The 26290-nt window shown below is 39.8% G+C and carries 24 protein-coding genes; 13 read left to right on the forward strand and 11 right to left on the reverse strand.

What is annotated here, in order from left to right; genetic code table 11:
- The coding region (locus L656_RS0105185; RefSeq protein WP_029750632.1) for a chorismate synthase at window positions 1–350 on the reverse strand (350 nt) is incomplete at its 3' end.
- A 64-nt stretch (window positions 351–414) separates the two neighbouring features.
- Window positions 415–1353 (reverse strand): 50S ribosomal protein L3 N(5)-glutamine methyltransferase, encoded by a 939-nt coding sequence (gene prmB, locus L656_RS0105190; protein WP_024598395.1) that lies wholly within the window; start codon window positions 1351–1353, stop codon window positions 415–417.
- Window positions 1354–1505: 152 nt separating this feature from the next.
- Here prmB and smrB point away from each other — a divergent pair, with 152 nt between their 5' ends.
- Both smrB and L656_RS0105200 read left to right on the forward strand, forming a co-directional pair.
- Window positions 1506–2063, forward strand: coding sequence for an endonuclease SmrB (smrB, locus tag L656_RS0105195; protein WP_024598396.1), 558 nt, complete (start codon window positions 1506–1508; stop codon window positions 2061–2063).
- Between the two features lie 27 nt (window positions 2064–2090).
- Window positions 2091–3020, forward strand: a complete 930-nt coding sequence (locus L656_RS0105200; protein ID WP_024598397.1) for an AEC family transporter — start codon at window positions 2091–2093, stop codon at window positions 3018–3020.
- A gap of 1 nt (window position 3021) precedes the next feature.
- Here L656_RS0105200 and L656_RS0105205 read toward each other — a convergent pair whose 3' ends face one another.
- The 3 genes from L656_RS0105205 to sixA are packed head-to-tail and all read right to left on the reverse strand — an operon-like array spanning window position 3022 to window position 4616.
- Window positions 3022–3759: an SDR family oxidoreductase gene (locus L656_RS0105205; RefSeq protein ID WP_024598398.1), complete on the reverse strand. Its 738-nt coding sequence runs from the start codon at window positions 3757–3759 to the stop codon at window positions 3022–3024.
- Between the two features lie 8 nt (window positions 3760–3767).
- Window positions 3768–4121, reverse strand: a complete 354-nt coding sequence (locus L656_RS0105210; RefSeq protein ID WP_024598399.1) for a RidA family protein — start codon at window positions 4119–4121, stop codon at window positions 3768–3770.
- A gap of 24 nt (window positions 4122–4145) precedes the next feature.
- Complete coding sequence (sixA, locus tag L656_RS0105215; RefSeq protein WP_024598400.1) at window positions 4146–4616, reverse strand: phosphohistidine phosphatase SixA; 471 nt, start codon at window positions 4614–4616, stop codon at window positions 4146–4148.
- A gap of 192 nt (window positions 4617–4808) precedes the next feature.
- Here sixA and L656_RS0105220 point away from each other — a divergent pair, with 192 nt between their 5' ends.
- Entirely contained in the window at window positions 4809–7532 is a 2724-nt protein-coding gene (locus L656_RS0105220; protein ID WP_024598401.1) for an insulinase family protein, read from the forward strand.
- 54 nt (window positions 7533–7586) lie between these two features.
- Window positions 7587–9839, forward strand: coding sequence for a sensor domain-containing protein (locus L656_RS0105225; RefSeq protein ID WP_024598402.1), 2253 nt, complete (start codon window positions 7587–7589; stop codon window positions 9837–9839).
- Here the strand turns inward: L656_RS0105225 and L656_RS1000000123430 are convergent.
- Together L656_RS1000000123430 and efpL are read right to left on the reverse strand one after the other, a co-directional pair.
- A complete protein-coding gene (locus L656_RS1000000123430; protein WP_024598403.1) occupies window positions 9836–10030 on the reverse strand; it encodes a hypothetical protein in 195 nt (64 codons plus the stop codon). The genes L656_RS0105225 and L656_RS1000000123430 overlap by 4 nt on opposite strands.
- Window positions 10031–10599: 569 nt before the next feature.
- The gene (gene efpL, locus L656_RS0105235; RefSeq protein ID WP_007580599.1) at window positions 10600–11172 is read right to left on the reverse strand and encodes an elongation factor P-like protein EfpL; all 573 of its coding nucleotides are present in this window, start codon (window positions 11170–11172) and stop codon (window positions 10600–10602) included.
- A 194-nt stretch (window positions 11173–11366) separates the two neighbouring features.
- Here efpL and L656_RS0105240 point away from each other — a divergent pair, with 194 nt between their 5' ends.
- Complete coding sequence (locus L656_RS0105240) at window positions 11367–11753, forward strand: MmcQ/YjbR family DNA-binding protein (RefSeq protein ID WP_024598404.1); 387 nt, start codon at window positions 11367–11369, stop codon at window positions 11751–11753.
- Between the two features lie 36 nt (window positions 11754–11789).
- On the opposite strand, the gene L656_RS0105245 is transcribed toward L656_RS0105240, so the two are convergent.
- The 3 genes from L656_RS0105245 to fadI all read right to left on the reverse strand — a co-directional run bounded on the left by L656_RS0105245 (window position 11790) and on the right by fadI (window position 15891).
- Window positions 11790–12299 carry a GNAT family N-acetyltransferase gene (locus tag L656_RS0105245; RefSeq protein WP_024598405.1) on the reverse strand — a complete coding sequence of 170 codons (510 nt, stop codon included), beginning with the start codon at window positions 12297–12299 and terminating at the stop codon, window positions 11790–11792.
- Between the two features lie 74 nt (window positions 12300–12373).
- Window positions 12374–14581: a fatty acid oxidation complex subunit alpha FadJ gene (gene fadJ, locus L656_RS0105250; RefSeq protein ID WP_024598406.1), complete on the reverse strand. Its 2208-nt coding sequence runs from the start codon at window positions 14579–14581 to the stop codon at window positions 12374–12376.
- Complete coding sequence (gene fadI / locus L656_RS0105255; protein WP_004335629.1) at window positions 14581–15891, reverse strand: acetyl-CoA C-acyltransferase FadI; 1311 nt, start codon at window positions 15889–15891, stop codon at window positions 14581–14583. Before fadI ends, fadJ begins: the two co-directional genes overlap by 1 nt.
- Before the next feature lie 306 nt (window positions 15892–16197).
- Between fadI and L656_RS0105260 the strand changes: the two genes are divergently transcribed.
- The 8 genes from L656_RS0105260 to L656_RS0105295 all read left to right on the forward strand — a co-directional run bounded on the left by L656_RS0105260 (window position 16198) and on the right by L656_RS0105295 (window position 24493).
- Window positions 16198–17154, forward strand: a complete 957-nt coding sequence (locus tag L656_RS0105260; RefSeq protein WP_024598407.1) for an AAA family ATPase — start codon at window positions 16198–16200, stop codon at window positions 17152–17154.
- Between the two features lie 3 nt (window positions 17155–17157).
- Complete coding sequence (locus L656_RS0105265; RefSeq protein WP_024598408.1) at window positions 17158–18102, forward strand: DUF58 domain-containing protein; 945 nt, start codon at window positions 17158–17160, stop codon at window positions 18100–18102.
- Window positions 18103–18104: 2 nt separating this feature from the next.
- On the forward strand, window positions 18105–18539 hold the full coding sequence (locus L656_RS0105270) for a DUF4381 domain-containing protein (protein ID WP_024598409.1): 435 nt from the start codon (window positions 18105–18107) through the stop codon (window positions 18537–18539).
- A complete protein-coding gene (locus L656_RS0105275; RefSeq protein ID WP_024598410.1) occupies window positions 18532–19518 on the forward strand; it encodes a vWA domain-containing protein in 987 nt (328 codons plus the stop codon). The genes L656_RS0105270 and L656_RS0105275 overlap by 8 nt, the downstream gene beginning before the upstream one ends.
- Window positions 19518–21470: a VWA domain-containing protein gene (locus L656_RS0105280; RefSeq protein WP_024598411.1), complete on the forward strand. Its 1953-nt coding sequence runs from the start codon at window positions 19518–19520 to the stop codon at window positions 21468–21470. The genes L656_RS0105275 and L656_RS0105280 overlap by 1 nt, the downstream gene beginning before the upstream one ends.
- Window positions 21464–23122, forward strand: coding sequence for a BatD family protein (locus L656_RS0105285; protein ID WP_024598412.1), 1659 nt, complete (start codon window positions 21464–21466; stop codon window positions 23120–23122). The genes L656_RS0105280 and L656_RS0105285 overlap by 7 nt, the downstream gene beginning before the upstream one ends.
- Before the next feature lie 61 nt (window positions 23123–23183).
- On the forward strand, window positions 23184–23741 hold the full coding sequence (locus L656_RS0105290) for a sigma-70 family RNA polymerase sigma factor (protein WP_032827217.1): 558 nt from the start codon (window positions 23184–23186) through the stop codon (window positions 23739–23741).
- The gene (locus L656_RS0105295) at window positions 23741–24493 is read left to right on the forward strand and encodes a DUF3379 family protein (RefSeq protein ID WP_024598413.1); all 753 of its coding nucleotides are present in this window, start codon (window positions 23741–23743) and stop codon (window positions 24491–24493) included. Before L656_RS0105290 ends, L656_RS0105295 begins: the two co-directional genes overlap by 1 nt.
- A 62-nt stretch (window positions 24494–24555) precedes the next feature.
- On the opposite strand, the gene ggt is transcribed toward L656_RS0105295, so the two are convergent.
- Window positions 24556–26229, reverse strand: a complete 1674-nt coding sequence (gene ggt / locus L656_RS0105300; protein ID WP_024598414.1) for a gamma-glutamyltransferase — start codon at window positions 26227–26229, stop codon at window positions 24556–24558.
- Window positions 26230–26290: the final 61 nt, after the last annotated feature.

The raw sequence follows: 26290 nt of genomic DNA on the forward strand, positions 1-26290 counted from the left end.
AAGCCGTACTTATGCCAATACGTGTAATCGCCATGACCTGGGCGAAATACATCTTTAATTTTGCCGTAATCTTGCGAGCGTTGATCGGTGTTTTCAATTAATAAACCAATGCTAGTACCTGTGGTTTTACCTTCAAAAACGCCTGCTAATATTTTTATTTGATCGCTTTCGCGGCGCTGCGTTGTATAACGGCTTTGGCCTGGTTTTCGGCGATCTAAATCAATTTGTAAGTCGGCCTCTGTGATTTCAAGACCTGCGGGAGTACCATCAACAACGCCGCCTAATGCAACGCCGTGGCTCTCACCAAAGGTGGACACTTTAAATAACTGTCCAATGCTATTACCTGCCATTAACTTTCCTCATTCCTAATGACTACCGATAGCCAAGCACAAGGCTTGGCTATTCATTTTTTACTTATTTTGAAAAATACTCATCTAGCTGTTTTTTGCTAATTACAAATACACCTAAGCCGCCTTGTTCAAATTCAATCCATTCAAACGGCGCGCCCGGATACAGTGCATCCATATGTACCATAGAGTTGCCAACTTCTACAAATAACAAACCGTTATCAGTTAGATGCTCACTCGCTTCACTTAAGATAGTACGCGTTACGTCTAAACCATCGTGGCCTGATGCAAGTCCAAGCTCTGGCTCATGATGAAATTCACGTGGCAAGTCAGCCATATCTTCTGCATCAACATACGGCGGGNGGTTTGCTACTATTAGGTCGTATTTTTGACCTGGTACACCGCTAAATACATCAGACTGAATGGGTAACACACGGTCAGTTAACATGTAATCGTTAATGTTAATATCTGTCACTTCAAGTGCTTCATACGATATATCTACCGCATCAACTTGTGCTTCCTCAAAAGCTTGCGCAAGTGCAATTGCGATACAACCCGACCCCGTACATAAATCTAATATGCGGTTAACCGATTGTGGCTCTTCAAGCCAAGGTGTAAAGCGATTGCTGATAAGCTCAGCAAACGGTGAGCGAGGTATAAGTACACGTTCATCCACATAAAATGGCATACCCGCAAACCATGCAATGTTTGTTAAGTAAGGTACTGGTGTGCAGTCGTTAATACGTTCTGCAATAAGACCCGCAAGTCGGTTTTTTTCTGTGCTTGTTAAACGCGCGTGCATTAATTCTTTTGGCGCATCAACAGGCAAGCTAAGCGCAGGCAGTAATAAGCTTACAGCTTCATCCCATGCGTTATCTGTACCGTGTCCAAAAAATATACTACTACTTGCAAATTGGCTTGTAGTCCAACGTAACCAGTCATGTAAAGTTGACAGTTCTGCAACGGCTTCTTCGAGTGTTGCTTCTTCTATTTGTAAATCGCTCATATATTTTTACCTGTATTAGCTTACTGACTGTTTTGAGTCTTTAAGACGATTGCATTGCCTATCTGCGCTGGGCAAATTACAATTGCCCCTCATTTAAGTATTGTACCGCCTTTTGCGCTGCGTTTTTACGTTTTTTTGTTTAGGTAATAGTTATGAAAAAAGACACTCCATCACATTCGTCCCTAAGCAATGACGACATAAGCTTATTTCGTCAAACGATCACAGGCGCCAAGGTATTTAAACAAGATACTCATCGTTTTGATACAAAGCCTAAGGTGTCACAAGCTAAGCAATTTGCCCAGCAAAAAAAGCAGGCTCAATCTGAATTTTTCTTCTCAGACGTTTATATTCCCGATATAGACACCCACGGCACGGTTAAATATGTAAAACCAGGCCAAGACAGCTTTTTAGCTAAACAGCTTCGCCGTGGTGACTTTGCACCCGATTTGACGCTAGATTTACATGGTTTAAATAAAGAACTTGCTAAAGATGAACTCGCTGGACTCATTCACGAATGTAAAAAGCAGCATTACTATTGTGCATGTGTGGTGCACGGTATTGGCGGCGGCGTACTAAAGCACAAAGTGCCTCAATACTTAGTACAGCACCCAGACGTAATAGCAATGCATCAAGCTCCTCTCGAATATGGTGGTAGAGGTGCAGTACTTATACTAATTAACTTACCGCAAAGTGATGAATTTAGACGCTAACTTTAGCTATTACTAGGATGTAACTACGTGCATATTTTTTCAATTATTTTTCCGCTCATTTTCATAGTTGGGCTAGGTTATAGCTGTTGCCGATTAAAATTTTTCGAAAAGCAGCATATTGCAGGCCTGAGTAAGTTCACTTTTTATATTAGTTTGCCTGCTTTTTTATTATTAAATATGTCGCAAATTAACTTACAGCAAAGCATTAGCCTTTTTGCATTTTTGAGCTTTTACATACCTGTTCTGAGTGTATTTGGGGTCGGTATTTTAATTGACCGCTTTTATTTAAGTAAAAAGCATTTAAAAAATTACCAACAACACGGTGTATTTGGACTTGCTTCTAGCTATTCAAATATGGTGTTAGTGGGTATTCCTATTGTTATTGCATCGCTTGGCAAAGAGATGATAGCCATTGCGTTTATGATTATTACTTTTCATAGCACATTGTTATTTGCACTTACTTTTTTAATAGGGGCTAAAGGTAGTAGCGATAAATTTTCGTGGTCGCACTTTGGGAAAAGTATGGTGTTAAACCCAATAGTACTGAGTATCGGGTGCGGGCTTATATTAAACATATTAGGAGTAACACTGTTCACCGACTTAGCAAATAGTTTAGAGCTATTAGCTAAACCAGCAATTGCCTGTGCGTTATTTGTACTTGGTGCAAATTTAGCTTTTTATAAAATAGCAGCAAATTGGCAACCGGCCTTAATAGCATCAATTTTAAAAATATTTTTATTGCCTGCGCTAGTTTTATTGGTAGGTACTTATGTATTCAAACTAGACACGCAAATACTTAACGTATTGGTACTTTTAAGTGCGTCCCCTGTAGGCGTAAATGCTTATCTTATTGCGAGTCAAATAAAGCAGCATGAAGCTACTCTTGCTGGGGCTGTGGTATTGTCTACCATCTTAAGTGTTATTAGCTTTACGTTTTGGCTAGCTTTATTAATTTAGCCTACAAACCGCCGGCTACATCAACAAAACTACCCGTTGTAAAAGAAGCGTGCTCTGAAGCTAAAAAATAAATTGCTGCAGCCACTTCTTCGGGTGTACCGCCTCTACCAAGAGGTAATTTACTTTTAAGCCGATCGACTCGGTCTTTTTCGCCACCATCCCTATGCATATCAGTATAGATGAGCCCAGGTCTAACCGAGTTAACACGAATACCTTTACTTGCTACTTCTTTTGCTAAGCCAATAGTAAATGTGTCCATTGCACCTTTAGATGCTGCATAATCAATGTACTCATTAGGAGAGCCCGTTTTAGCAGCCGCAGAGGACACATTAACAATACTGCCGCCATTTTCCATTCGCTTTAGTGCCTCACGACTACATAAAAAAGCACTGGTAATGTTTGTAGTCAAAACTTTGTTTATGCGCTCAGCACTCATATCTAACAAAGGCATTTGTAGCTTTAAAATACCGGCGTTATTTATTAGTACATCAAGTCGACCAAAGACCTTATCTATATGCATAAATAAAGCTAAAACGTCAGCCTCTAGTGATACGTCGCCCTGAATTACTTCAACCTCAAGACCTAATCGCTTTACTTTTTCTGCAACCGACATTGCATTAGCTAAATCTGCTTTATAATTAATGCAAACATTATAACCATGCTTTGCAAAATATAATGCGGTAGCTGCGCCAATACCTCGACTAGAGCCGGTGATAAGTACAACGGGGGAGCGAGTCATTAAAGCTATTATTCTTTTAAAGCTGCAACGACTGAAATTTCAACTAGCAGAGCATCACGTGCCATTTTAGCTTCCACACAAGCACGTGCAGGCGCATACCCCTCGGTTACCCATGCATCCCATACCCCATTCATATCAGCAAAGTATTCCATGCTTTTTACGTAAATAGTTGCGCTAAGCATATGTTCTTTTGAACTCCCTGCCTCATCAAGTAACGCCTCTACTTTATCGAGCATGGTTTGAGTTTGTTCTTTAATACCTTTTTGCGCGTCGGCGCATACTTGCCCACATAAATACACAGTGCCGTTATGTTTTACTATGCGGCTCATGCGCGCGCCTGTTTGTAAGCGTTCTATCGTCATTTTAATTTACTCAATTATTTATATTTAAACGTTTTCCGGGGCATTTATACTTACATAACTACTACGCTGGGTTTGCTCATCGTAATTAATAACAGCAACGGCACCCGTATTAAAAATGGGCATATTGCCTGGGCTTAATTGGTCCACTAAATAACTTACAATAGGCATGTGCGCTACTATGAGCCATGTATTGCATTGAGGGTGAGTAGCTATAAGTGTTTCGATGTAATCAGCAGCAACTTGAGGTTTGCCTTCGGGGATAATATCAGCTGTGGTTTCACTAAACTTAAATACGTTATGTTTAGAAACACCTGCAGCTGTTTGTTGAGCGCGAATGTAAGGGCTAACTAACAGCGCATCGGGTTGATATGAATTACTAAGCCAAAGGCCCATTTTTTCAGCTTCATCATGCCCTGATTGGGTTAAATTTCTACCTGCATCATCAGCCTGCATTGGTGTTGCTTCACCGTGGCGCATTATTAGGATTGTTTTCATAAAAAATCAACCAATTAAAGAATATAAAACAGTAGCCAGTGTGCCCGTTTGTCAGCTATATTGACATCATAAACCTATTTATTTCTAAAATAGTTCTTTCATGAGACTCAGGTAAATTTTCAAGCTATATTTCGCTTTCCTGAAGCCATCATCTGTTGTTAACAAGTAAACGTTTAGTTTCAGGAGCATCATTTGAATATCAGCCGCAATGATAACAGAGCATACCGCGCCTTTACACTGGACAATGGTCTAAAAGTACTGTTAGTGCAAGATAAAGATTCTACGAAAGCGGCGGCATCAATGGCAGTTAACGCCGGGCATTTTGACGATCCTCTTGATAGGCAAGGTCTAGCACACTTTTTAGAACATATGCTTTTTTTAGGCACAGACAAATACCCAGATTCAGGCAGCTTTAATAACTTTGTTTCCCAAGCCGGTGGTAACACAAACGCATGGACCGGCACTGAGCATACCTGTTACTTTTTTGATATTAACAATCAAGAATTTGAACAAGCGCTTACCCAATTTAGCCGCTTTTTTATTGCCCCTCTTTTAAATTCAGCCGAAACAGAAAAAGAACGCAACGCAATTGAAGCCGAGTTTAAACTAAAAATAAAAGACGACGGTCGCCGTATTTATCAAGCCCACAAAGAAACGGTAAATCCCGCTCACCCATTTGCTAAATTTTCTGTTGGTAACCTACAAACCTTAGCTGACAGAGAGCGCTGTATTAGCGACGAGCTTCGTGATTTTTTTAATGACTATTACCAAGCACAATTGATGACCTTGGTTATTTGCGCTAATGAAGAGCTCGATACACTGCAAAACTGGACTAACACATACTTTAGCGAGATTAACGGGAACAAAAGTCTCAAAAAACCAGAGATCAGTGAACCCCTCTATCGCAAGCAAGACATAGGAAAAATACTCCATATTGAGCCGCATAAGCATATGCAAAAGCTTATTATTAGTTTTGCTATGCCTAATATTGATGACTTTTATCGCCATAAAACAGTAAGCTTTATAGCTCATTTACTTGGCTATGAAGGCGCTGGTTCTCTTTATTCTATTTTAAAAGAGCAAGGTTGGATAAACGCGCTTTCTGCTGGCGGCGGTATTAATGGCAGCAATTTCAAAGATTTTAATATTAGTTTAGCGCTTACTGATGAAGGCATTGAATACTTTGAAGACATTATTGAAATGGTGTTTGAATACATTTGCTTAATTAACGATAACACCGAAAAATTGCCGCGCTTATATCAAGATAAAAAAAATCTATTACAAATAGCATTCGATAACCAAGAAAAATCACGCTTAATTGATTGGGTCAGTAACTTAAGCATTAATATGCAGCATTACGATGAAATAAACTACCTGCAAGGCGACTACTTAATGGAAGGCTTTAAAAAAGCAACCCATGAAATGGCCATGCAATGGTTAACGCCTCATAATATGCGCATCGTACTTATACATCCAGATGTAGAGCCTGAGCATAAAACGGCATGGTACAACACACCATATAAAGTAGAGCATGTTTCACCTAGTTGGCTTGATGCCCTTAGCGAGATAAACAAACCGCTGAGCGAAATGCTACTACCTACCGCAAATCCCTATTTAACAAAAGAAGTGGTGTTATTTGATGTTGTAAAACCACAAACAAAACCGGAGCTATTAGTAAAAGAGCCTGGTTTTGATTTTTGGTTTAAACAAGACAACACATTTCGTGTTGCTAAAGGCCATTTTTATTTAGCCATGGATTCTGATTTTGCCGTAAAAGACGTAAAACATATGGCACTCACCCGCTTATTTACTGATTTATTTATGGATAGCGTGGGCGAGCAATTTTATCCAGCAGAACTTGCGGGACTTAGCTACCATTTAACGTCTCATCAAGGTGGGTTGACGCTACATACCGCAGGGCTTTCATCGAGCCAACTAGAACTAGTTGATCAGTTAATTGATGCACTCTTTAATGTAGAAATTTGTGCAAAACGCTTTGCTGAATATAAAAAACAACTTGTAAGGCATTGGCGCAATAGCAATCAAAACAAACCGGTCAGTGAATTATTTAGCATTTTAGGCGCAAAAATAATGCCTTGGAATCCACAACCAGGGGAGCTTGCATCGGCATTAAAAAACATCTGTTTTCAGCAATTTAACGAGTTCAGAACAGACTTTTTTAAAGCACTACATGTTGAATCATTTTTACATGGTAACTGGCAGCAAAGTGATGCAATAGGCTTTCAAAAAAAGGTCGCAGAACACTTAAAAAATGCAGCCATAATTGAAGATTTAAGACGCCCTCTATTTGAAATTAAAAAAGTAACTCGCTACGAGTTAGAACTTCCTTGTAGCGACCATGCAATGGTTATTTACTATCAAGCGCAAACGGATTGCGTGGCCGAAAAAGTAAAAATGATGGCGTTAAATCATTTAATTAATCAAGATTACTTTAATGAATTACGAACTACACAGCAGCTAGGCTACTTAGTAGGCGCAGGTTATGCACCATTTAATACGCGTGCAGGAATAGCGTTTTATGTGCAGTCACCTAAGTTTGATGCAAAAACTTTATTGCATCGTCATAACAGCTTTATTAAAAACTACCTTGATAACATTGATGCACTTGATGAAAACGATTGGCAACAGCAAAAACACGGCCTTAGTACTCATATTGCAGAAAAAGATAAAAACCTGCGCCTGCGCTCACAAAGGTTATGGCTTGCTATAGGCAATAGAGATCATGAATTTCATATGCAGCAGCGACTTTTAGATGCCTTAAATGCGCTAACCCTAAAAGAACTTAAAGTTTATGCACTAAGCCTATTTGATGATAATAGACCAAGATATGAGCTTTTAAGCTCGGCAAAAGTCAATAAATCTCAAAATATGCCCGTTTACTCTCAATCTCTTTGACACTAGGTTTAGCTTGTTTTAAATTATCATTTGTAAATTAGAAGTAATAAAAAAATGATAAAAATAATAATAAAACTAAGCATGCTTGTAGTACTTGCTTACTCATTTGAGCTTTTTGCCTTTGAGTCATCATTTAATTACAACTCCGACAATATACTTATACTAGCAAGCGCCATTATAGCGCTTGCTTTGCCCTACCTGTTATTTGTGATCCACAAACTTAGACGATCACGTCGCCAGCTCCGCCTTTCTGAAAAACGCCTTAAAAGTACTGTAGAAGGTAGTGGCGATACGCTTTGGGACTGGAACATAAAAACAGGCGAAGTTATTCGTATTAACGATAAGTACTTAATGGATTCAACTACCTTAATGGGGTTTCCGCCAAATAAAGGCCTTATTCACCCTCACGATATTAATAACGTTGAGCACTTATTAAAGGTACACTTTGCGCAGCAGTCTGCTTTTTTTGAAGCTACTTACCGGATCAAAGATACATTTGGACGTTGGCACTGGGTACTCGATCGCGGAAAAATAATTGAAAAAGACGCTAACTTATCACCTCTAAGAATGACAGGTACAGTTCGTGATATATCACAGCTAAAATCAACTGAAGAGCGCTTAAACCTGTTTGCTAAATGTGTTGAGTCGCTCACTGATGCCTTAGCAATTTACGATAAAAACTTTAAACTGGTTGATATAAACCCTAGCTTTTTAACCTTGTTTGGTGGCGTACGCGAGCAATACTTAGGAAAAGATTTTAATCTATCTGGGTACGAGCCAAGCTATACAAACAAAATTATTGAAATAGTAAAAGAGCGCGAACATATTCAACAAGAAGTAAAACTTCGTAATAGTGAACGCATTTTATTGCCTATAGAAATATCGATAGATGAAATTAAAAACGATCAAAATCAAATAACCAACTATGTAGTGGTTTATTCCGATTTAACAGAGCGTAAAAAAGCCGAGTCACAGTTACATAATTTATCGAACCGAGATCGCACAACCAGTCTCCCTAACCGAAATTTATTTTTTACCGATTTACATAAACTAGTAAAACTCAACTCGCACCACGCATTGCTTGTGTTCGATTTAGATAACTTTAAAAAAATAAATGACTCGTTAGGACATCAGCTAGGTGACAGCTTATTAGCTAAACTAGCAATGCGCTTAAATAAACTAACCCGCGAGAATGATGTCTTTTATCGTTTAGGCGGCGATGAGTTTGCTCTGGTAATGTCAGACACTAACGACATTCATGTAATTACACGCATGGCAAAACAGTTTTTAGCAGCCATTGCTACACCATTTAAAATGGCTGGCCACGAACTAGCAATCACCTCAAGTGTGGGTATTGTATTATTTCCAGAAGACGGTAATACGCCTGAACTGCTCTTAAAGAATGCAGATACCGCGATGTATCATGCTAAAAAGAAAGGTAATAGCTACCTATTTTTTAACGACACGATGAACCGCCAAGCCGTCAAACGACTGCAAATAGAAAACCTTATGCGCTTTGGTTTAAAAGAAGATCATTTTGAAGTGTACTACCAACCAAAAATGAATATTCGCACAGGTAAGCTAACCGGAATGGAAGCATTAGTGCGCTTTATTACGCCTAAAAAAGGTATTATTAGCCCGGGCGTGTTTATACCTATAGCCGAGGAAACTGGCCAAATAATTGAAATTGGTGAAGTGGTATTAAACAAAGCCTGCAGAGACGTAAAAGAATGGCTAGATAGCGGTTTGTTTAGCGGTCGAGTAGCTGTTAACTTATCAGCAAAGCAATTCAGCCTCCCCGATTTAACCTCTCGTATTGACGTTATTTTGCAAAAAAACGAATTACCTTCTTACTTTTTAGAGCTTGAAATAACAGAAGGTACAGTAATGGACGACCCTAAAGAAGCCATTGCAATTATGCGTTCGTTAAGTGCCCGAGGTATTCATTTAGCAATGGATGATTTTGGTACTGGTTATTCATCATTAGCGTATTTAAAGCAATTTCCGCTTAATACACTTAAAGTAGATAAAGCATTTATAGATGACATGACCAACGAACGTGGGCGTAATATGGTCGACTCAATAGTCACTATTGCGCATAACCTTGATTTGCATGTTGTTGCTGAAGGTGTAGAACAAGCTCATCAAATTGATATACTTAAAAAGCTTAATTGCGAAACAGTACAAGGTTATTACTATTCTAAGCCACTATCAAAAAGTGAATTTACTGAATTTTTAAGGCAGCAACAAACTAAAGCAGCTCCAAGCTTAATTAGAAAAAATAAAAAAGTAGCGTCGATAAATTAAGGGCGCCATATACATGCATTTACTCCTACATTTCTAACTAAAGCACGACGATAATGTAGATTAAACAAGCACCAGGCCACAGGCCCAAGTAAACCGCCTAAAATAAGCCATCGCTTAATTGGCATTCCTTTTTTAATGGCTTCTAAATACATTAAAGTTATAAATGTAATACTTAGTAAAAATATAAACAAAGTCACCTCTTAGAGTTGCTCAAAAATACGGCGCTTATTCTAACGCTAACGTGATTAAATTTAAAGCAACAAATCCCCCCACGCACAAAAAAACCGAACCTGTAAAACACAGATTCGGCTTTTAAAATTATAATTTATACCAATCTGCTTATATATGGGGTCTATTTAACGTTAAGAAAATTACGCTAGAACTAGGGCGTGTTGATTTTTGTGGATTGAAATTTGTTCAATCTAGGGGCGATTTAATCGCGGCGCGAGGTTTGTAACCTAGTGGGCTAAGTAAGAACCGAGCAACAAAGAGTTAATCGTCCCTAGAAAGAACCCAAAGGGCAGCGCATGTTTGGTATTTATGCTGCGTTATCGCCTATTCATGGGGAATAACCACACTACATAGGCTCTGCCTTGCCTAAAAACCAAACATACTGCTGCAAATTAACCCACGAAAGGTCAACACGCCCTAGGCAAAAGTTTTTATATCTAGTTGTTCTAAATAAAAAACTTTTAACGACGTTATAGTGCAATTTAATTCGTTAAATTGATCAAAGATTTATGCAGGTTGGTATTACAAGTTACTTTTCAGCACGACCCATAAATTTGTGTTCAACAGTATTAATACGAATACGATCACCTGTTGAAATATGCTCTGGCACAGAAATATTTAAGCCAGTAGACATACGTGCAGGTTTTGAACGAGCACTCGCAGATGCACCTTTAATAGAAGGGTCTGTTTCTTCAACAACAAGTTCAACACTTGACGGTAAATCAAGCCCTACTGGCGCGCCATCAATAACAATTACGTGTACGCCTTGCGTTTCTTCGTTAACAAATAAAATTTCTTCGCTAATAGCATCTTTGCTTAAGTTGTAAGGCGTGTAATCTTCATTATCCATGAACACATACTCGTCGCCATCAATGTACGATAGCATTACTTCACGGCGTGTTAAATCAGCCAGCGTTAGCATGTCACTGTCTTTGAATGTTTCGTCAACTTTACCACCGGTTACCACATCGTATAAACGCATACGGTATAAACTACCACCAGCACGTCCTTGCGGCACAGAGCGCACAATATCTTTTACAACTAAAACGCGGCCATTGAAGTCAATAGCAGTACCTTTTTTAACATCACTCGCCTTTGGCATGTGTGAATTCCTATTATTTTTTTGATTGCCAGAAACATACCACGAACTGGATTTTGTTCAACTAAAATTACGTTGGTTTTACGCTACATGTTGTATTAGCTTATAAAATTTTAATTTATACTAAAATACATATAATCAAATGTGAAAAAAACTGCTATTGTAGCTTTACCGAGTATGACTTCAAGGAATGGATCATGGACCAGAAAAAAGTACATGAGTATTTAGTTAAAAAACCACTTGTTCAGGTTACAAAACCATTTGCGCAAGAGGTTGATGTATATAAAGTGAATCATAAAATGTTTGCGACTCTTGCTATTGGCAATGACGGTGAAACTAATGATGATGGTGAAGTTATTTGGTGGCTTAACTTAAAGTGCGATCCTGACGAAGCAATATCATTGCGTGATATTTTCCCGGCAGTGATCCCAGGTTACCATATGAATAAACGCTTATGGAACACAGTAATTTTAGACGGCACAATTGCACAAGGTGAAATTGAGAGAATGATTGATAACTCATTTAATTTAGTCGTAGAAAACATGCCAGAAAAAGACCGACAAGCTATTTTACTTCACTTGTAAACACATTTTGGGCTAGGCTCCTAGCCCATTAAAACCCTACACCTTAAGCGTATAAATTAAATCGTCGTATAACTTTTCGCCTATTGTATGCACTTTAAAAAGTGTATCGATATGGGTTAAGCCGCACTTACTAAGCACCCTTTCAGAACCAATATTGCCACGCGTTACGACTGCTTTAAACTGCCTAATACCACATTCTTTCCATGCCCAGTCAATCACAGCTCTTAGGGATTCTGTCGCGTAGCCTTTATTAAAATACTCTGGCAATAATAAATAACCAAGCTCTGCGGTTTCTCCGTCATAGGCAAAACCTGTAACACCCACAGGTTGTTTTGTTTGATTATTAATAATGAGTAAACACAGTGGATGCCGTGATTTAGCATTCCACTTAGGTAAGCGTATTTCAAAACGGTTTCTTACAAGTGACTCCATTGGCATATCAAAACAATACTTAAGGACTTGAGGATCGCGATGAAGCGCTAGAAAAAGAGGCCAATCAGACTCCTCTATTTGGTACATGCTCAATCTTTGTGTAAATAATGTCATTAAGCTCCTCATTTATTTATAAAAACTAAAAAAAAACCGCATTTAAATGCGGTTTTTTATAGATGGTAGAAACTTTATTCTTTCGTTTCAATCTCTTTAGTAATTTCAGGCTCAATTACACTTTGCTCTTGTGGCTCAGTGCTTTGTACTTCAGGAGCTACAACCTCAACAGGCTTTGTGTTATAAAAAGTAGCACCAGAGCTTGCCATTGTTACCAGTGATTCACACGGCTCAAAGTTAGCGTTATTGTTAGCCAATGTAGACATATCAGAGCTTATTTTACTTGCGCCTAATTTATCCATATAGCTAAATGGGCCACCTAAAAATGGTGGGAAACCAATACCAAATATTGCACCAATGTCGCCATCACGTGGGCTGGCAATAATGCCATCATCTAAACAGCGTACTGCTTCGTTAAGCATTTGCGACACACAACGCTTAGCAATTTCGCTCTTGTTTAAACGTGGAGCCGGGGTAACACCCAATAGTTCGTAAACTGACTCATCAACCTTTTTGCCTTTTTTATCGTATTCATAAAAACCACGACCAGACTTACGGCCAAGGCGTTTTGAATCAATCATACGCATAAATGCATCAGGGCCTTTAAAACGCTCACCTAATTCTTTTTCAAGAATAGGGGCAATTTTAGAGCCAATATCAATACCTACTTCATCAAGTAGAGCCAGCGGTCCTACCGGAAAGCCAAACTCAACAAGGGCTGCATCAATCTTTTCAATTGGCTCACCCGAAAGCATCAAATTAGCAGCTTCGTTTAAGTAAGGCGCTAAAATACGGTTCACATAAAAACCGGCCATGTCCTTTACAACAATTGGCGTTTTACCTTGCTTACGTGCAAAGTTAACAACGCGGGCAATGGTCTCTTGAGATGTACCTTCGTGTGGAATAATTTCCACTAATGGCATTTTTTCTACAGGCGAGAAGTAGTGCAAGCCAATTACATTTTCAGGACGTGCTGCCTGCGCTGCAATTTGCGATATTGGTAATGATGACGTGTTACTTGCAAAAATTGTATTTGCTTGGCATTGCTGCTCTACGTCTGCAACCATACCTTGCTTAAGTGCAAGATCTTCAAACACCGCTTCGATTACTAAATCAATGTGTTTAAAGCCACTGTAGTCAGTTGTGCCTGTAATACGGTTCATTGTTAACTGCACATCAGCTTTAGACATAATACGACGTTTAAGGCGTTTATCTAAAATTTTATAGGTGTAGCTCATTGCATTACTAATGCCCTGCTCTGCTACATCTTTAATACGTACCGGCACTTTAGCTTTAACAGCACTTACGTGCGCAATGCCAGCGCCCATTAGTCCACCACCTAAAACAGCGGTTTTGCTAATTGCTGGTGCGTCATCATTGCGCCACTCTTTTTTCATTTCAGTGGTTGCAAAGAAAATACCGCGAAGCGCTTTAGATTCATCACTCATTACAAGTGTTGCAAAGCTCTCAGCTTCTGTTTTATACGCTTTTAGCTCATCAAGCTCTACACTAGCTCGCACTGCTTTAATAATAGCTAGTGGTGCTGGGTAATGCCCGCCCGTTTTTTTAAGTACGTTTTCTTTAGCTTTTTTAAAGATAAAGTTACGACCAAACGGGTTAGATTCTAATAATTTACTAATATTGTCGAGCTTTGGCTCTTTTGCTTGTGGCTTTTTCTTCGCGGCAAATTCTTTTGCTACTTTTAAAAGTACACTGTGCGGTACACAATCATCAAGCACGCCTGCTTTTTTAGCTTGCTTAGGACGAATTTGCTTACCTGTTAGCATCCACTCTAGTGCTTTTTGAATGCCTACAATTTTAGTTAAACGCTGCGTACCGCCACCACCTGGTAATAAGCCAAGTTGTACTTCAGGTAAGCCAATTTTTGTTAAATCGCTGTCGGTACCAATACGGTAATCACACGCTAAAGCAAACTCTAAACCACCACCTAATGCAGCGCCATGAATGGCACTTACTGTTGTGTATGGCAGTTTTGTCATATCAAAAAACGCTTGATGACATAGCTCGCTAATCGCTAAAGCATCTTCACGCTTTTGAACGCTATCAAGCATTTTTACATCGGCGCCTGCAATAAAGTTATCGCTTTTTCCGCTTATAAATACCATGCCTTTTACGTTTTGCGATTTAGCGTCTTCTAATAACGCTTTTAAGTCGTCGGCAAAACTACTGCGCAGGGTATTCATTTTCTCACCCGGTACATCAATAGTCACAATGGCGATTTTGTTTTCATCTACCGCTAAATTAAATACTGAATCTGTCATTACGCGCTCTCCAATACAAAGGCTGCACCTAAACCACCAGCAGCACACGCTGTTGTTAATGCTAAACCGCCACCACGACGTTTAAGCTCGTGTAAGCTTTGCGTAATTAAGCGTGCACCTGTTGCTGCAAATGGGTGACCATATGCTAAAGAGCCGCCGTTAACGTTAAACTTATCCATGTTAATTTCGCCAATTGCTTTGCTGCGACCTAAATGCTCTTGTGCAAATTTGTCTGAAGCAAACATTTTCATATTGGCAAGTGTTTGCGATGCAAACGCTTCGTGCATTTCAATTAAATCTAAATCAGCAAGCGTAATACCCGCTCTATCTAGTGCAATAGGCGTTGAATGAGCAGGACCCATTAACATGTCTTTTTCTACACCAATTGCCGAAAATGCAAAGCTACGTACGTAACCTAGTATTTCGTAGCCAAGTGCTTTTGCTTTACTTTCGCTCATCATAAGTACAGCCGCTGCACCATCAGTTAATGGTGTTGCATTTGCTGCGGTAACAGTACCGTGCTGACGGTCAAACACCGGTTTAAGCTTTGCATAGCCTTCAACCGTTGAATTTTTACGAATGTTGTTATCTTCTGAAATAAAGCTTTTATATGGCGGTAAATGCGCCGTCATCACTTCATCTTTTAACTTTCCATCAGCCCATGCTTGCGTTGCAAGTGAGTGAGAACGATGCGCTAATGCATCTTGATCTTCACGGCTAATATTATGTGTTTTAGCCATTTGCTCAGCAGTTTGCCCCATCGAAAGGCCTGTTGAGTACTCTGCAACTGCAGGTGGCACTGGTAATAAATCTTTTAAACGTAGTTTTGAAAATATTTTTAAGCGTTGACCAAGCGTACGCGCTTTATTTAAATCAACTAAGCTGCCTGCTAGCTTTTTACTAACACCAATTGGCAGTACTGATGACGAATCTGCGCCGCCTGCAATACCTACGCTTACAGATCCCGCCATAATAGACTCAGCTACATTGGCAATTGCCTGAAAGCTGGTAGCACATGCGCGCGATACAGAATATGCATCAACCGATACTGGCATACCTGTGCCCAATACAATTTCACGTGCAATATTTGGCGCTTCTGGCATTTGTACTACTTGACCAAATACAAGTTGATCAATTTCTGATTTGTTGAAATTTAATCTCTCAAGCATTTCGTTAACCACCAACTTACCCATATCAAGTGCAGGTACATGGTGAAACGCTGTTGCTTGCTTTGCAAAAGGTGTACGTAAGCCGCTAACTATGGCAATACGGTCGCCCTTTGGTGTTTTTAGTATGTTTTGCTCAGACATTTATGCTCTCCCGCTGACAGGTCTGACCTGTTTGTTTTCCTCGATTCTAAACAACCCGTGTGCTAAAGCCAATAGAAAAACACAAATTTATATAAACAGTGTTTAATTACGACTATCACAATAGGCTTTTTTAGACGCATTTACAAAGTTTTGTGGTACGCTAAAAATCGTTAAAAAATAACGAACTATTTTAAAAAATAAAGTCTAACTCTTGAGTTACCCAATTATAAACCTTATAAATAGGTCTGTATTTATCACCTAACACTATTAGGTACAAACCCAGCTGACGAGGACAGTCCACTTATTATGGCAGCTAACGCATTTTCACAATTAAAAACGTACTTAGATACACAAATTATTGGCCAGCCAGAGCTTACTCAAGCGCTACTTATTGCAATTTTAGCTGATGGTCATTTATTAGTAGAAGGCCCCCCTGGTCTTGCAAAAACACGTGCAGTTAATGCACTTGCAAAAGGCATTGAAGGCTCGTTTCAGCGTGTACAGTTTACGCCAGACTTATTACCTGCTGATGTAACAGGTACCGATATTTACCGCCAACAAACTAGTGAGTTTGTATTTGAAAAAGGCCCTCTTTTTCATAACCTAATTTTAGCTGACGAAATTAACCGCGCACCAGCCAAAGTACAATCAGCATTATTAGAAGCAATGGCTGAACGCCAAGTTACCGTAGGTAAAAACACCTATCCGCTTAGCGAGCTTTTTTTAGTTATGGCTACACAAAACCCGCTAGAGCAAGAAGGGACTTACCCGTTACCAGAAGCACAGCTGGATCGTTTTTTACTGCACCTAAGTATTGGTTACCCTGGCGCAGAGCATGAGCTTGATATACTGCGTTTAACGCGCGGCGAAGCACTTAACGAGCAACAGCCGGTATTGCAAAAAATTAGTCAAAGCGATTTATTCGCAGCGCGAAAAGAAATACTAGGCCTTTATTTAGCAGAGCCGCTTGAGCAATACCTAGTACAACTTATTATTGCCACCCGTGAAGGCGCTAAATTAGATGCGCAACTAGGTAGCTGGATTGAGTTTGGTGCAAGTCCGCGTGCAACAATAGCACTTGATAAATGTGCTCGTGCTCATGCATGGCTTCAAGGTCGCGACTTTGTAGCACCTGACGACATTCAAGCTGTTGTGCATAACGTACTGCGTCATCGCATTATTTTAAGTTACGAAGCCCAAGCCGATGGCATTACTAAAGATCAAGTAATAAGCCGTATAGTTGAACTTGTAGCCGTACCATAAGTTATGCAAAAACAATTAGAATCCCAAGCATGGCTCAAACAGAGCCATAGCCACGGTGTTAATTTAGCACTCAAAGAGCTGATGTATTACAAAGCCAAAGCGCAATTGCTTGAACTTGCCCCTAAGGTAAAAATAAAAAATACCTTAACAGGGCAATACCTTGCACCGCACAAAGGCCGAGGAATGGAATTTGCCGAAGTGCGACATTATCAGCAAGGTGACGATATTCGATCTATTGATTGGCGAGTCACTGCGCGTACCGGCGAGACTCACACAAAGCTCTTTCAAGAAGAAAAAGAGCGCCCTGTGTTTGTATTTACTGATTTTTCAAACTCAATGCTGTTTGGCTCAAAGTTACTATTAAAGTCGGTGCAAGCGGCGCACATAAGCGCCCTTGTTGCATGGTCGGCGTGTCAGCGCGGCGACAGAATTGGCGGTATTGTGTTTAATCAGCACTCGCATTTGGAGCTAAAGCCCAGCGCCCGCGAAAAAGCCGTGCTTAAGCTTTGTCATAATTTATGCGACAACCACCAGCAAGCGCTCAACAATATTGATAAAACAGCCACTAACAACTTTAGCGATAACCTAAAGCGCCTTAATCATTTAGCAAAACCAGGCAGCTTAGTGTATTTGGTGTCTGATTTTAACGCTCTGGATGATGCCAGCTTTAAGCAACTCGAAATATTAAGCCGTCACTGCGAGCTTATTGGTTGCCACATAAGCGATCCGTTTGAGCATCAGTTACCTGCGTTTAAGCAAGCTGTCACCGTTAATGCAAATGGTCAAGACTTTGCCCTACCATTAATGGATAACAACTTTAGAGAACGCTTTGCTAAAAATGCTGAGCAAGCATTTAGTACGCGCTTTAATCGCTTAACTAAATCGGGTCTTAATTTAATATCATTCAATGCAGCAACACCGCTTGAGCTGCAATTAGTGAGAAAATAACCATGCAAACCAATCCACTCGATGGCCTGCACGATATAATAGCGCCAAGCCAAGTTAATTGGTGGCCACTCGCCCCTGCTTGGTGGGTTATTATTACACTGCTGTTTTTAGCACTGTGCGCAGCTATTTATATATTTTACAAAAAACATAAATTTAAAAAGCCTAAACGCTACGCAATACAATTAAGCCAAAGTGAGCAAAGCCCTCAGCAACTGCATATTATTTTAAAACGTTTAGTGATTGAATATTACGACAAGCGCCTTGCTGCGCAATCTACCTCTAAATGGTGCACAACACTTACTACGCTTACCGGTTTAAGCTTTAGCGAACAAGAAATACTAAGCTTGTATAACCCCAGCCAAAAAGATACAACACTGTGCAATAAATTTCGCCAAGGTATTAAGCAGTTTAAAATAAAGGAGTCAGTAAATGTTTGAATTTAGCTGGCCATGGTTATTTTTATTACTACCTTTGCCTTTATTACTTTTACTATTAAAACCCGCTGCAAGTAATGCCAGCACGCGTTTACGTATACCCAGTTTTGCAAAGCACAATTTAACCAGCCAAAGCATTGAGCCACATGCACGACGTTTAAATCCTTTTGAGTGGGTAATTTGGTTATTACTTGTTACTGCCGCTGCTAATCCAACATGGTTAGATGAGCCAATCTCATTGCCAAACGAAGGCCGCGATATAATGTTAGCAGTTGACTTATCAGGCTCGATGACCGAACAAGACATGGCTTACAACGGCCAATATGTTGACCGCCTTACCATGGTAAAAGCCGTACTTAGTGACTTTATAGAGCAGCGCCAAGGTGACAGGCTTGGGCTGATATTATTTGGCGATACCGCGTTTTTACAAACTCCGCTCACGCGCGACGTTAAAACAGTAAGTAAAATGCTCAGTGAAGCGCAAATTGGTTTAGTGGGACGCGCAACAGCCATTGGTGATGCATTGGGTCTTTCGGTAAAACGCTTTGCCAATAAAGGTGAAAGTAACCGTATTGTGGTGCTATTAACCGACGGACAAAATACCGCAGGCAATCTAAATCCAGAAGATGCACTACTGCTAGCTCGCGAAGAAGGGATTAAAGTGTACACCATTGGTGTTGGCTCAGATAATCCGCGCGGCTTTAGTCTCTTTAATATGGGTGGCTCTAGTGGCAGTAATTTAGATGAAAGCTTACTTAAAAAGATTGCCGAGCAAACTGGCGGGTTATACTTTAGAGCTAAAGATGTAGCAGGCCTTCAACAAATTTACGCAGAGCTTGATAAACTTGAACCTATTAGCGCTGATGAACAAACATTTCGCCCACAAAGTTCATTATTTTACTACCCGTTACTTATTGCCATTTTACTTATTAGCTTAAAAGTAATGCTTAGTACAATGCGTGCATTAAAGGAGCCAAACTAATGGATTTTGAATTTATTCGCCCTGCTCTTTTATGGTTACTCATACCTGCTATGGCATTATTTTTTGTCGCCTTAATTAAGCATAAAAAAACGACTAGTGAGCAGCTAATTGCACCGCATTTGGCACAATTTATAATGAGCGAAGCAAACACTAAAGCCAGCCAGCCACTTTGGTTAGTTGCTTTGTTTTGCAGCCTTGGCATTTTATTTAGTGCAGGGCCTAGCTTTGAGAAAAAACAAGTTCCTGTATTTCAAAGTAAAAGTGCCCGTGTAATTGTTATGGATATGTCGTACTCAATGTACAGCACCGATATTTTACCAAATCGTTTAATGCAATCACGCTTTAAAGCGCTTGATATGATTGAGCTGTTTAAAGAAGGTGATACCGCGCTTGTAGCTTACGCAGGCACGGCCTACATAATATCGCCGCTAACAAATGACGCCACAACACTTAGTAATTTAATTCCAAGCTTAAGCCCTGAAATAATGCCAGACAAAGGCTCAAACGTTTTAGCCGGTCTTGATATGGCCAAAGAGCTATTAACGCAAGCGGGTTATATTGATGGCGACATTATTTTAGTGACCGACGGTATTGACCAACAAGAACAAAGCGACGTAAGTAGCTTTACCAGTAACACCCAATATAGATTAAATGTATATGGCGTAGGCACCGCTCAAGGCGCTCCAATTAAGTTACCTGAAGGTGGTTTTTTGAAAGACAGATACGGCCAAATTGTAGTACCTACACTTAATGCCAGTCAGCTTAAAAATTTAGCATCGAGCAGTGGTGGTAAATTTGCTAGTTACCAACCTAGCAATAACGACATAAATACGTTTGCTCCAAATGCACAGAGTGAGTTATTGAAAGACGAAAAACAAAGCCATGCGCTTTGGCGAATAGATGCAGGTATATACGGACTCTTGTTATTACTGCCATTTGGCTTGTATTTATTTAGACGCGCAGCCTTGTTAGGCGCATTTTTAGCTTTTGGCTTTTTACCGCAGCAAAATGCGTATGCCGTAGAGCTCCCCACTCTTTTGCAAAATGCAGATCAGCGTGCATTAGAGGCTTACAATAATAAAGAATACGATGCAGCAACACAGGCTCAATCGAGTGAGTTAAAAGGCGCTGCGCTTTACCAGCAAGGTAATTTTGATGCTGCACTTAGTGAGTTTAGTAGTGATAAGTCGGCTAGCGGTTTATACAACTACGGTAATGCCCTCGCCAAAGCTGGCAAGCTTGAGGAAGCAATTGAAGCTTACAAACAAGCCCAAACCTTACAAGACGACTTTACACAAGCAGCTGATAACCAAGCTTTAGTTGAACAATTACTAAATCAACAAGAGCAACAAAACCAGCAAGATCAGCAAGATCAGCAAAGCGACGGCGATGACTCTCAAGACCAAGAAGATAGCCAGAAAAAAGATGAGCAAAACCAAGGGCAAAATTCTGATGAGTCAAAACAGGATCAGCAACAAAATGGTGATAAAAGCGATTCTGAAAAAGGCGAAAACGAGAGTCAAAACCAAAGCGATGAAAAATCTGATAAAGAATCAGATAAAGAGTCTGAACAATCAAAAGATCAACAAGGTGAGCCAGGCGAGCAATCAGAAAAGCAAAATGAACCTGATATGCAAGCTCAGCCACAAAGTGAGCAAGGGAAAAATAAAGACGCTGACCAGCCTAAAGAAGACGAGCAGCAACAAAGTAAGCCACAAGCAATGAATGAGCAACCTGCCACTGATGAGCAAAAACAAAATGCTCAGCAACAAGCCATGCAAGCCCAAGCAAGTGAGCTCACTAATGAAGAAAAAGAAAAAGCACAACAGCTTAATCAACTACTGAGAAAAGTCCCGGACGATCCGGCTATTTTATTACGGAATAAAATGCAATTAGAAGCCCAAAAAAGACAATATAAACGTCGCCCTACAGGAGTCGAAAAATCATGGTAATGCGATTATTTTGCTGTTTATTGCTATTAAGTGCGATGCCTTCGTGGGCTGCCACCAAATTAGAAGCCAGCGTAGATAAAAACCCTGTTTTAGCGGGTGAATTTTTTATGCTTAATATATCGGTGGACGATACAGTTAAAGGCGAGCAACCAGACACCTCATCGCTGTTAAAAGACTTTGTTGTAGGGCCTACTAGCTTAAGCTCTCGTACCAACATTATTAATGGCAGCATTAATAAACAAACCACGTGGTCAGTTAAATTAATGACCCGTGCAGAGGGCAATTACACAATTCCTGCATTTAACGTTGCAGGGTTAACCTCACAGCCTATTAAATTAAAAGTGGCAAAACGCTCAGTTGATGCAGATAAAAATAACGAAATATTTTTAAAAACGTCGCTCTCAAGTAATTCACTATTTGTCCAAGAAGCCGGTGTTTACACTATTAAGCTTTACCTTGCCAAAGAACTGCTTGATGGCAGCTTAAGCACACCAAGTATGGAAGATGCTCAACTAACCCAATTAGGTAAGCAAACTGAGAGCTATGAGCTTGTTGATGGTAAACGCTACCTTGTTATTACTCGCGAGTATTTGATTCAGCCACAAAAAAGTGGTGCGTATACTATTGCAGGCCCCGCTTTTCAAGGACGTGTACAACAAAATTATCGTCAGTTAGAAGTGTCAGCTCTTGGCGACGATCAGCAAATAGAAATAAAACCAATTCCGGGTGATTACAAGGGCGCATGGTTACCAAGCGAGCTGGTTAATCTTGATGAAGAATGGCAACCTAATGACAACACCGTAGAAGTAGGTACACCTATAACACGTACTATTACGCTTACCGCGCTTGGGGTTACAAAAGAGCAATTACCTGAAATCTCTATGCCTACCATTGATGGCATACGCAGCTACCCAGATAAAAAAGAAAATAACAATGCAGTACGTGACGGGCGAGTTGTATCGCAGCAAACTGCATCGTATGCATTACTGCCGCAAAAGCCAGGTACTTACACTTTACCTGAAATAAAGCTGCCTTGGTTTAATACTAAAATGAACCGTATTAGCGTAGCTACATTACCAAAGCGTACTATTACAGTAACGCCAAGTACTACCGCGCCTAATACAGCCATAGCAAACCCACAACCCAGCACAAATAATTCACCTACTCTTGAAAATATTTCGAATGAAGCAACTGGTACACAACCTATTGAAACTAAAAGTGATACTCCTCTTTGGTTAATAGTTGTTGCCGCTTTAGGGTATATTTTATGGATTGCTACTGTAATTTTTTACTTAATAAGCCGTTCTACTAAAAATACGACTGAAAAATTACAGCTAAATACCCGTGGTACTTCTCAGCCAAGCTTAAATGAGCTTAAAGCATTAGCCAAAACACACGATGTGAAAGCCTTTTACACCGCATTAAATAACTTTTCTGTAAAGGTGACCCATAAAAATGTTGGCGCGATTGATGAGCTTTGCATCCGCGTAAATAGCAGCGAGCTTAATGGTCTCATTAGCCAATTGCAGGCACAACTTTACAGTAATAAAGGCGCAAACACGGATCTTAATGCTATTATTAAAATTCTTGAGAACTATCAAACTCAGGCATCAAAGTCGCAACAAGCTGTATTAAAAGACCTTTATGATTAATAACTACGATACTCAGGTCTTTTTTTGCAATAACTAATAATTTTTAATTAAAAAAGTGCTTATGCTTGGAAAGAAAAAATCAAACAATCAGGTCTTAATCGATATGGCAGAGAAACAAAAGCGTTATGAAGCCTTGGTCCACGTTTACAATAAAGAGCTTTATCGCTTTGCTTATTGGTTATGCCGTGATCCGCACATAGCAGATGATTTAGTACAGGAAACGTTTTTACGCGCATGGCGTTCACTCGACTCTTTACTTGATCAAAAGGCAGCTAAACCCTGGCTGCTTACTATATTACGAAGAGAAAACGCACGCCGATTTGAACGTAAACAGTTTGATTACAGCGACGTAGAAAACGATACGCTTGTTGATGAAACCAGCCATTCATTAGATGATGAAATGGAGCAAACGGTTATCCAACGACAGATTGCACTGCTATCTGATGAATACCGAGAGCCATTATTACTGCAAGTTGTAATGGGCTGCTCTGGTGAAGAGATTGCAGGCATACTTAATTTAAATAAAAACACGGTAATGACTCGTTTATACCGTGCCCGAAATCAACTTAAAGAGGCTTTAAGCCGTGATGATGAACAACTTAAAGGGGCATCAAAATAATGGATGAACTTGAGTTTCGTCGCCGCACTATTGCGCAGCCAAACGACATTGACAAGGAGCTTATGGAGTTTGCTGACAATAACCCAGAGCGACAAAGTTTTATTAACGATATGAAAGATTTTGATAAATTTTTACAAGATTCTTTAGATATACCTGTACCTGAAAACCTTGCAGACCGCATTCTTTTAAACACATCGTTAAAAGAAAAAGCACTCCAAGAAGAACAAGCTACAGGTAAAAACGTGGTTGATGCTCGATCGCGTTTTAAGTTTGATCGCGTACACCTTGCGTTAGCAGCGTCTTTTGTAGTGGCGATTAGTGCCTTCTTTTTTAGTACAGAGCAAAATATTGCACACGAAGCAGGTGAGCATGCGCTTGCCCATGTGTACTACGAAATTAATGCGCTTGATAAAAAAGAGCCCATTAGCCTACAAAGCGTTAACGATAAATTAGCTGTTTTAGGTGGTCACATTGATGAACTTCCAGGCGATGTAACGTACGCTATGTTTTGTGATTTTAAAGGCGAAAAAGGACTGCATTTGATATTTGAGTCTGACTTTGGTCCTATGACGGTATTTATAGTACCCTCTGAAAATAAATCATTTGGTTTTGGCGATGATAATTTCAAAGATGAGCGCTTCGAAGGTCATATTAACCGAGGCTCACAAGCAGATACTATTTTAGTGGCAAGTGTTGGAGCACCTCTAAATACTTATAACGAACGCGTTACTGGCGCTATACGCTGGTTATAGCATATATGCCGCTTAGTACTTACTAGGCGGCTTATTTATTATCAATTTTTTCTTCACCGAATTTAAAAAACGATTGATTTACCACGCCCTGTAGCTTCAGAGGCGGCATCTAATTGACCCTCTTTATTAATAATAACGTGTAAATCACCAAAGTGATTCTCATCTATGGTGTAACCCATCTTTATAAGTTCTGCTTTTACACCATCGGCTAAGCCTATGTGCGTTCTAATTATATTTTTAGGCCACAGTTGATGATGAAAACGGGGACTATTTACAACCTGCTCTGCAGTCATATCAAACTCTACCGCATTTAAGATAGATTCGTACACAGAGCTAATAATGGTTGTACCACCAGGCGAACCTGTCACCATTTTAACGGTGTTGTCTTTAAGTAGTATTGTAGGAGTCATAGAACTCAACATACGCTTGTGTGGCTGTATTTCATTAGCTTTACCGCCTATTGCGCCAAACACATTCATAACGCCTGGTTTGGCGCTAAAGTCGTCCATTTCATCATTTAAAATAAATCCCGCACCTTCAACAACTACACCGCTACCAAACCCTAAGTTTATTGTGGTGGTATTTGCTACAGCGTTACCCATTTTATCAACGATTGAAAAGTGCGTAGTTTGCTCACTTTCTTTAAGGCCCGGTTTAATATTTTCGGTAGTAGAGATAGCAGTTAACGAAATGCCATTACTGCGCTCTTTAAGGTAGTTAATATTAGTTAACGCGTTTACTGGTACATCAAAAAAGTCAGGATCGCCTAAATACTCTGCTCTATCTGCAAATACACGTTTACCTATTTCAGAAAGTAAGTGCACATACTGAGTAGAGTTATGCGCTAAGCCTGCATCTGGTTTTTGTAACTCATACATTTTGAGCCACTGTAAAATAGCAATACCACCTGAACTCGGCGGTGGTGAAGTAAGTACTTCATAACCATTCCAACTTGCTTTAATGGGGGTACGTGATTTAGCTGTATAATTTTTTAAATCATCTTGATTAATAATACCACCATGCTGGTGCATAAATTTAGCAATAATATTTGCAGTTTCGCCTTTATAAAATCCATCTTGGCCGTTATCACGAATACGCTTTAGCGTAGCCGCTAACTCTGGTTGCTTAAAGACTTTATTGGCTTTTACATCAGCAAAATATTTTTCAAAGTTTACATTTATTTTTTTCTCTTTTAGATGGGCAATATAACGGCTAACACCTTTTGCTAACTTAGGCGGAACAACAAACCCTTGCTCAGCCAACGTTACAGCAGGCTGAACTAGTGCTTCCCACTTTAAAGTCCCGTGCTTTTGATGGGCAAGCCACATACCCGCTACACTGCCAGGTACACCGCTTGCGTGAATGCCATATATTGATTTGTTTGCAATAACATTACCTTGCTCATCTAAATACATATCACGATGAGCCGCTGTAGGCGCTGTTTCACGATAATCTATAAAATCGCCGTTGCCATCTTTTTGAATAAGCATAAATCCCCCGCCGCCAATATTTCCGGCTTCAGGAAGCGTCACTGCAAGTACAAATTGTGCCGTAATAGCCGCATCAACAGCATTACCGCCTTGCTCTAATATACTTTTAGCAGCATCGGCACTGAACGAGTCAGGCATTGCGACCGCGCTTTGCGCTAAAGGCTGCGCCAAAACACTAAAAGTAGTGAACTGTAAAACCAGTACACTTTTGACGATTAATTTACGTGGTGAAAAAAACAATCCCATACAACATCCTTAATTTATTATTTTTGTTGCCCATATTAATGCACGTCACTTAAGGACAGGT

This window comes from Pseudoalteromonas sp. TAE56 (genome assembly GCF_000497955.1).
GTDB lineage: Bacteria > Pseudomonadota > Gammaproteobacteria > Enterobacterales > Alteromonadaceae > Pseudoalteromonas.

Bases quoted from the DNA above. Each gene is read 5' to 3' on its own strand.
- L656_RS0105210 (WP_024598399.1), bottom strand. From the start codon at position 4,121: ATGACGATAGAACGCTTACAAACAGGCGCGCGCATGAGCCGCATAGTA.
- L656_RS0105260 (WP_024598407.1), top strand. From the start codon at position 16,198: ATGGCAGCTAACGCATTTTCACAATTAAAAACGTACTTAGATACACAA.
- L656_RS0105205 (WP_024598398.1), bottom strand. From the start codon at position 3,759: ATGACTCGCTCCCCCGTTGTACTTATCACCGGCTCTAGTCGAGGTATT.
- fadJ (WP_024598406.1), bottom strand. From the start codon at position 14,581: ATGACAGATTCAGTATTTAATTTAGCGGTAGATGAAAACAAAATCGCC.
- smrB (WP_024598396.1), top strand. From the start codon at position 1,506: ATGAAAAAAGACACTCCATCACATTCGTCCCTAAGCAATGACGACATA.
- L656_RS0105265 (WP_024598408.1), top strand. From the start codon at position 17,158: ATGCAAAAACAATTAGAATCCCAAGCATGGCTCAAACAGAGCCATAGC.
- efpL (WP_007580599.1), bottom strand. From the start codon at position 11,172: ATGCCAAAGGCGAGTGATGTTAAAAAAGGTACTGCTATTGACTTCAAT.
- ggt (WP_024598414.1), bottom strand. From the start codon at position 26,229: ATGGGATTGTTTTTTTCACCACGTAAATTAATCGTCAAAAGTGTACTG.
- L656_RS0105225 (WP_024598402.1), top strand. From the start codon at position 7,587: ATGATAAAAATAATAATAAAACTAAGCATGCTTGTAGTACTTGCTTAC.
- L656_RS0105240 (WP_024598404.1), top strand. From the start codon at position 11,367: ATGGACCAGAAAAAAGTACATGAGTATTTAGTTAAAAAACCACTTGTT.
- L656_RS0105295 (WP_024598413.1), top strand. From the start codon at position 23,741: ATGGATGAACTTGAGTTTCGTCGCCGCACTATTGCGCAGCCAAACGAC.
- L656_RS0105245 (WP_024598405.1), bottom strand. From the start codon at position 12,299: ATGACATTATTTACACAAAGATTGAGCATGTACCAAATAGAGGAGTCT.
- sixA (WP_024598400.1), bottom strand. From the start codon at position 4,616: ATGAAAACAATCCTAATAATGCGCCACGGTGAAGCAACACCAATGCAG.
- L656_RS0105285 (WP_024598412.1), top strand. From the start codon at position 21,464: ATGGTAATGCGATTATTTTGCTGTTTATTGCTATTAAGTGCGATGCCT.
- L656_RS0105280 (WP_024598411.1), top strand. From the start codon at position 19,518: ATGGATTTTGAATTTATTCGCCCTGCTCTTTTATGGTTACTCATACCT.
- fadI (WP_004335629.1), bottom strand. From the start codon at position 15,891: ATGTCTGAGCAAAACATACTAAAAACACCAAAGGGCGACCGTATTGCC.
- L656_RS0105270 (WP_024598409.1), top strand. From the start codon at position 18,105: ATGCAAACCAATCCACTCGATGGCCTGCACGATATAATAGCGCCAAGC.
- L656_RS0105290 (WP_032827217.1), top strand. From the start codon at position 23,184: ATGCTTGGAAAGAAAAAATCAAACAATCAGGTCTTAATCGATATGGCA.
- L656_RS0105275 (WP_024598410.1), top strand. From the start codon at position 18,532: ATGTTTGAATTTAGCTGGCCATGGTTATTTTTATTACTACCTTTGCCT.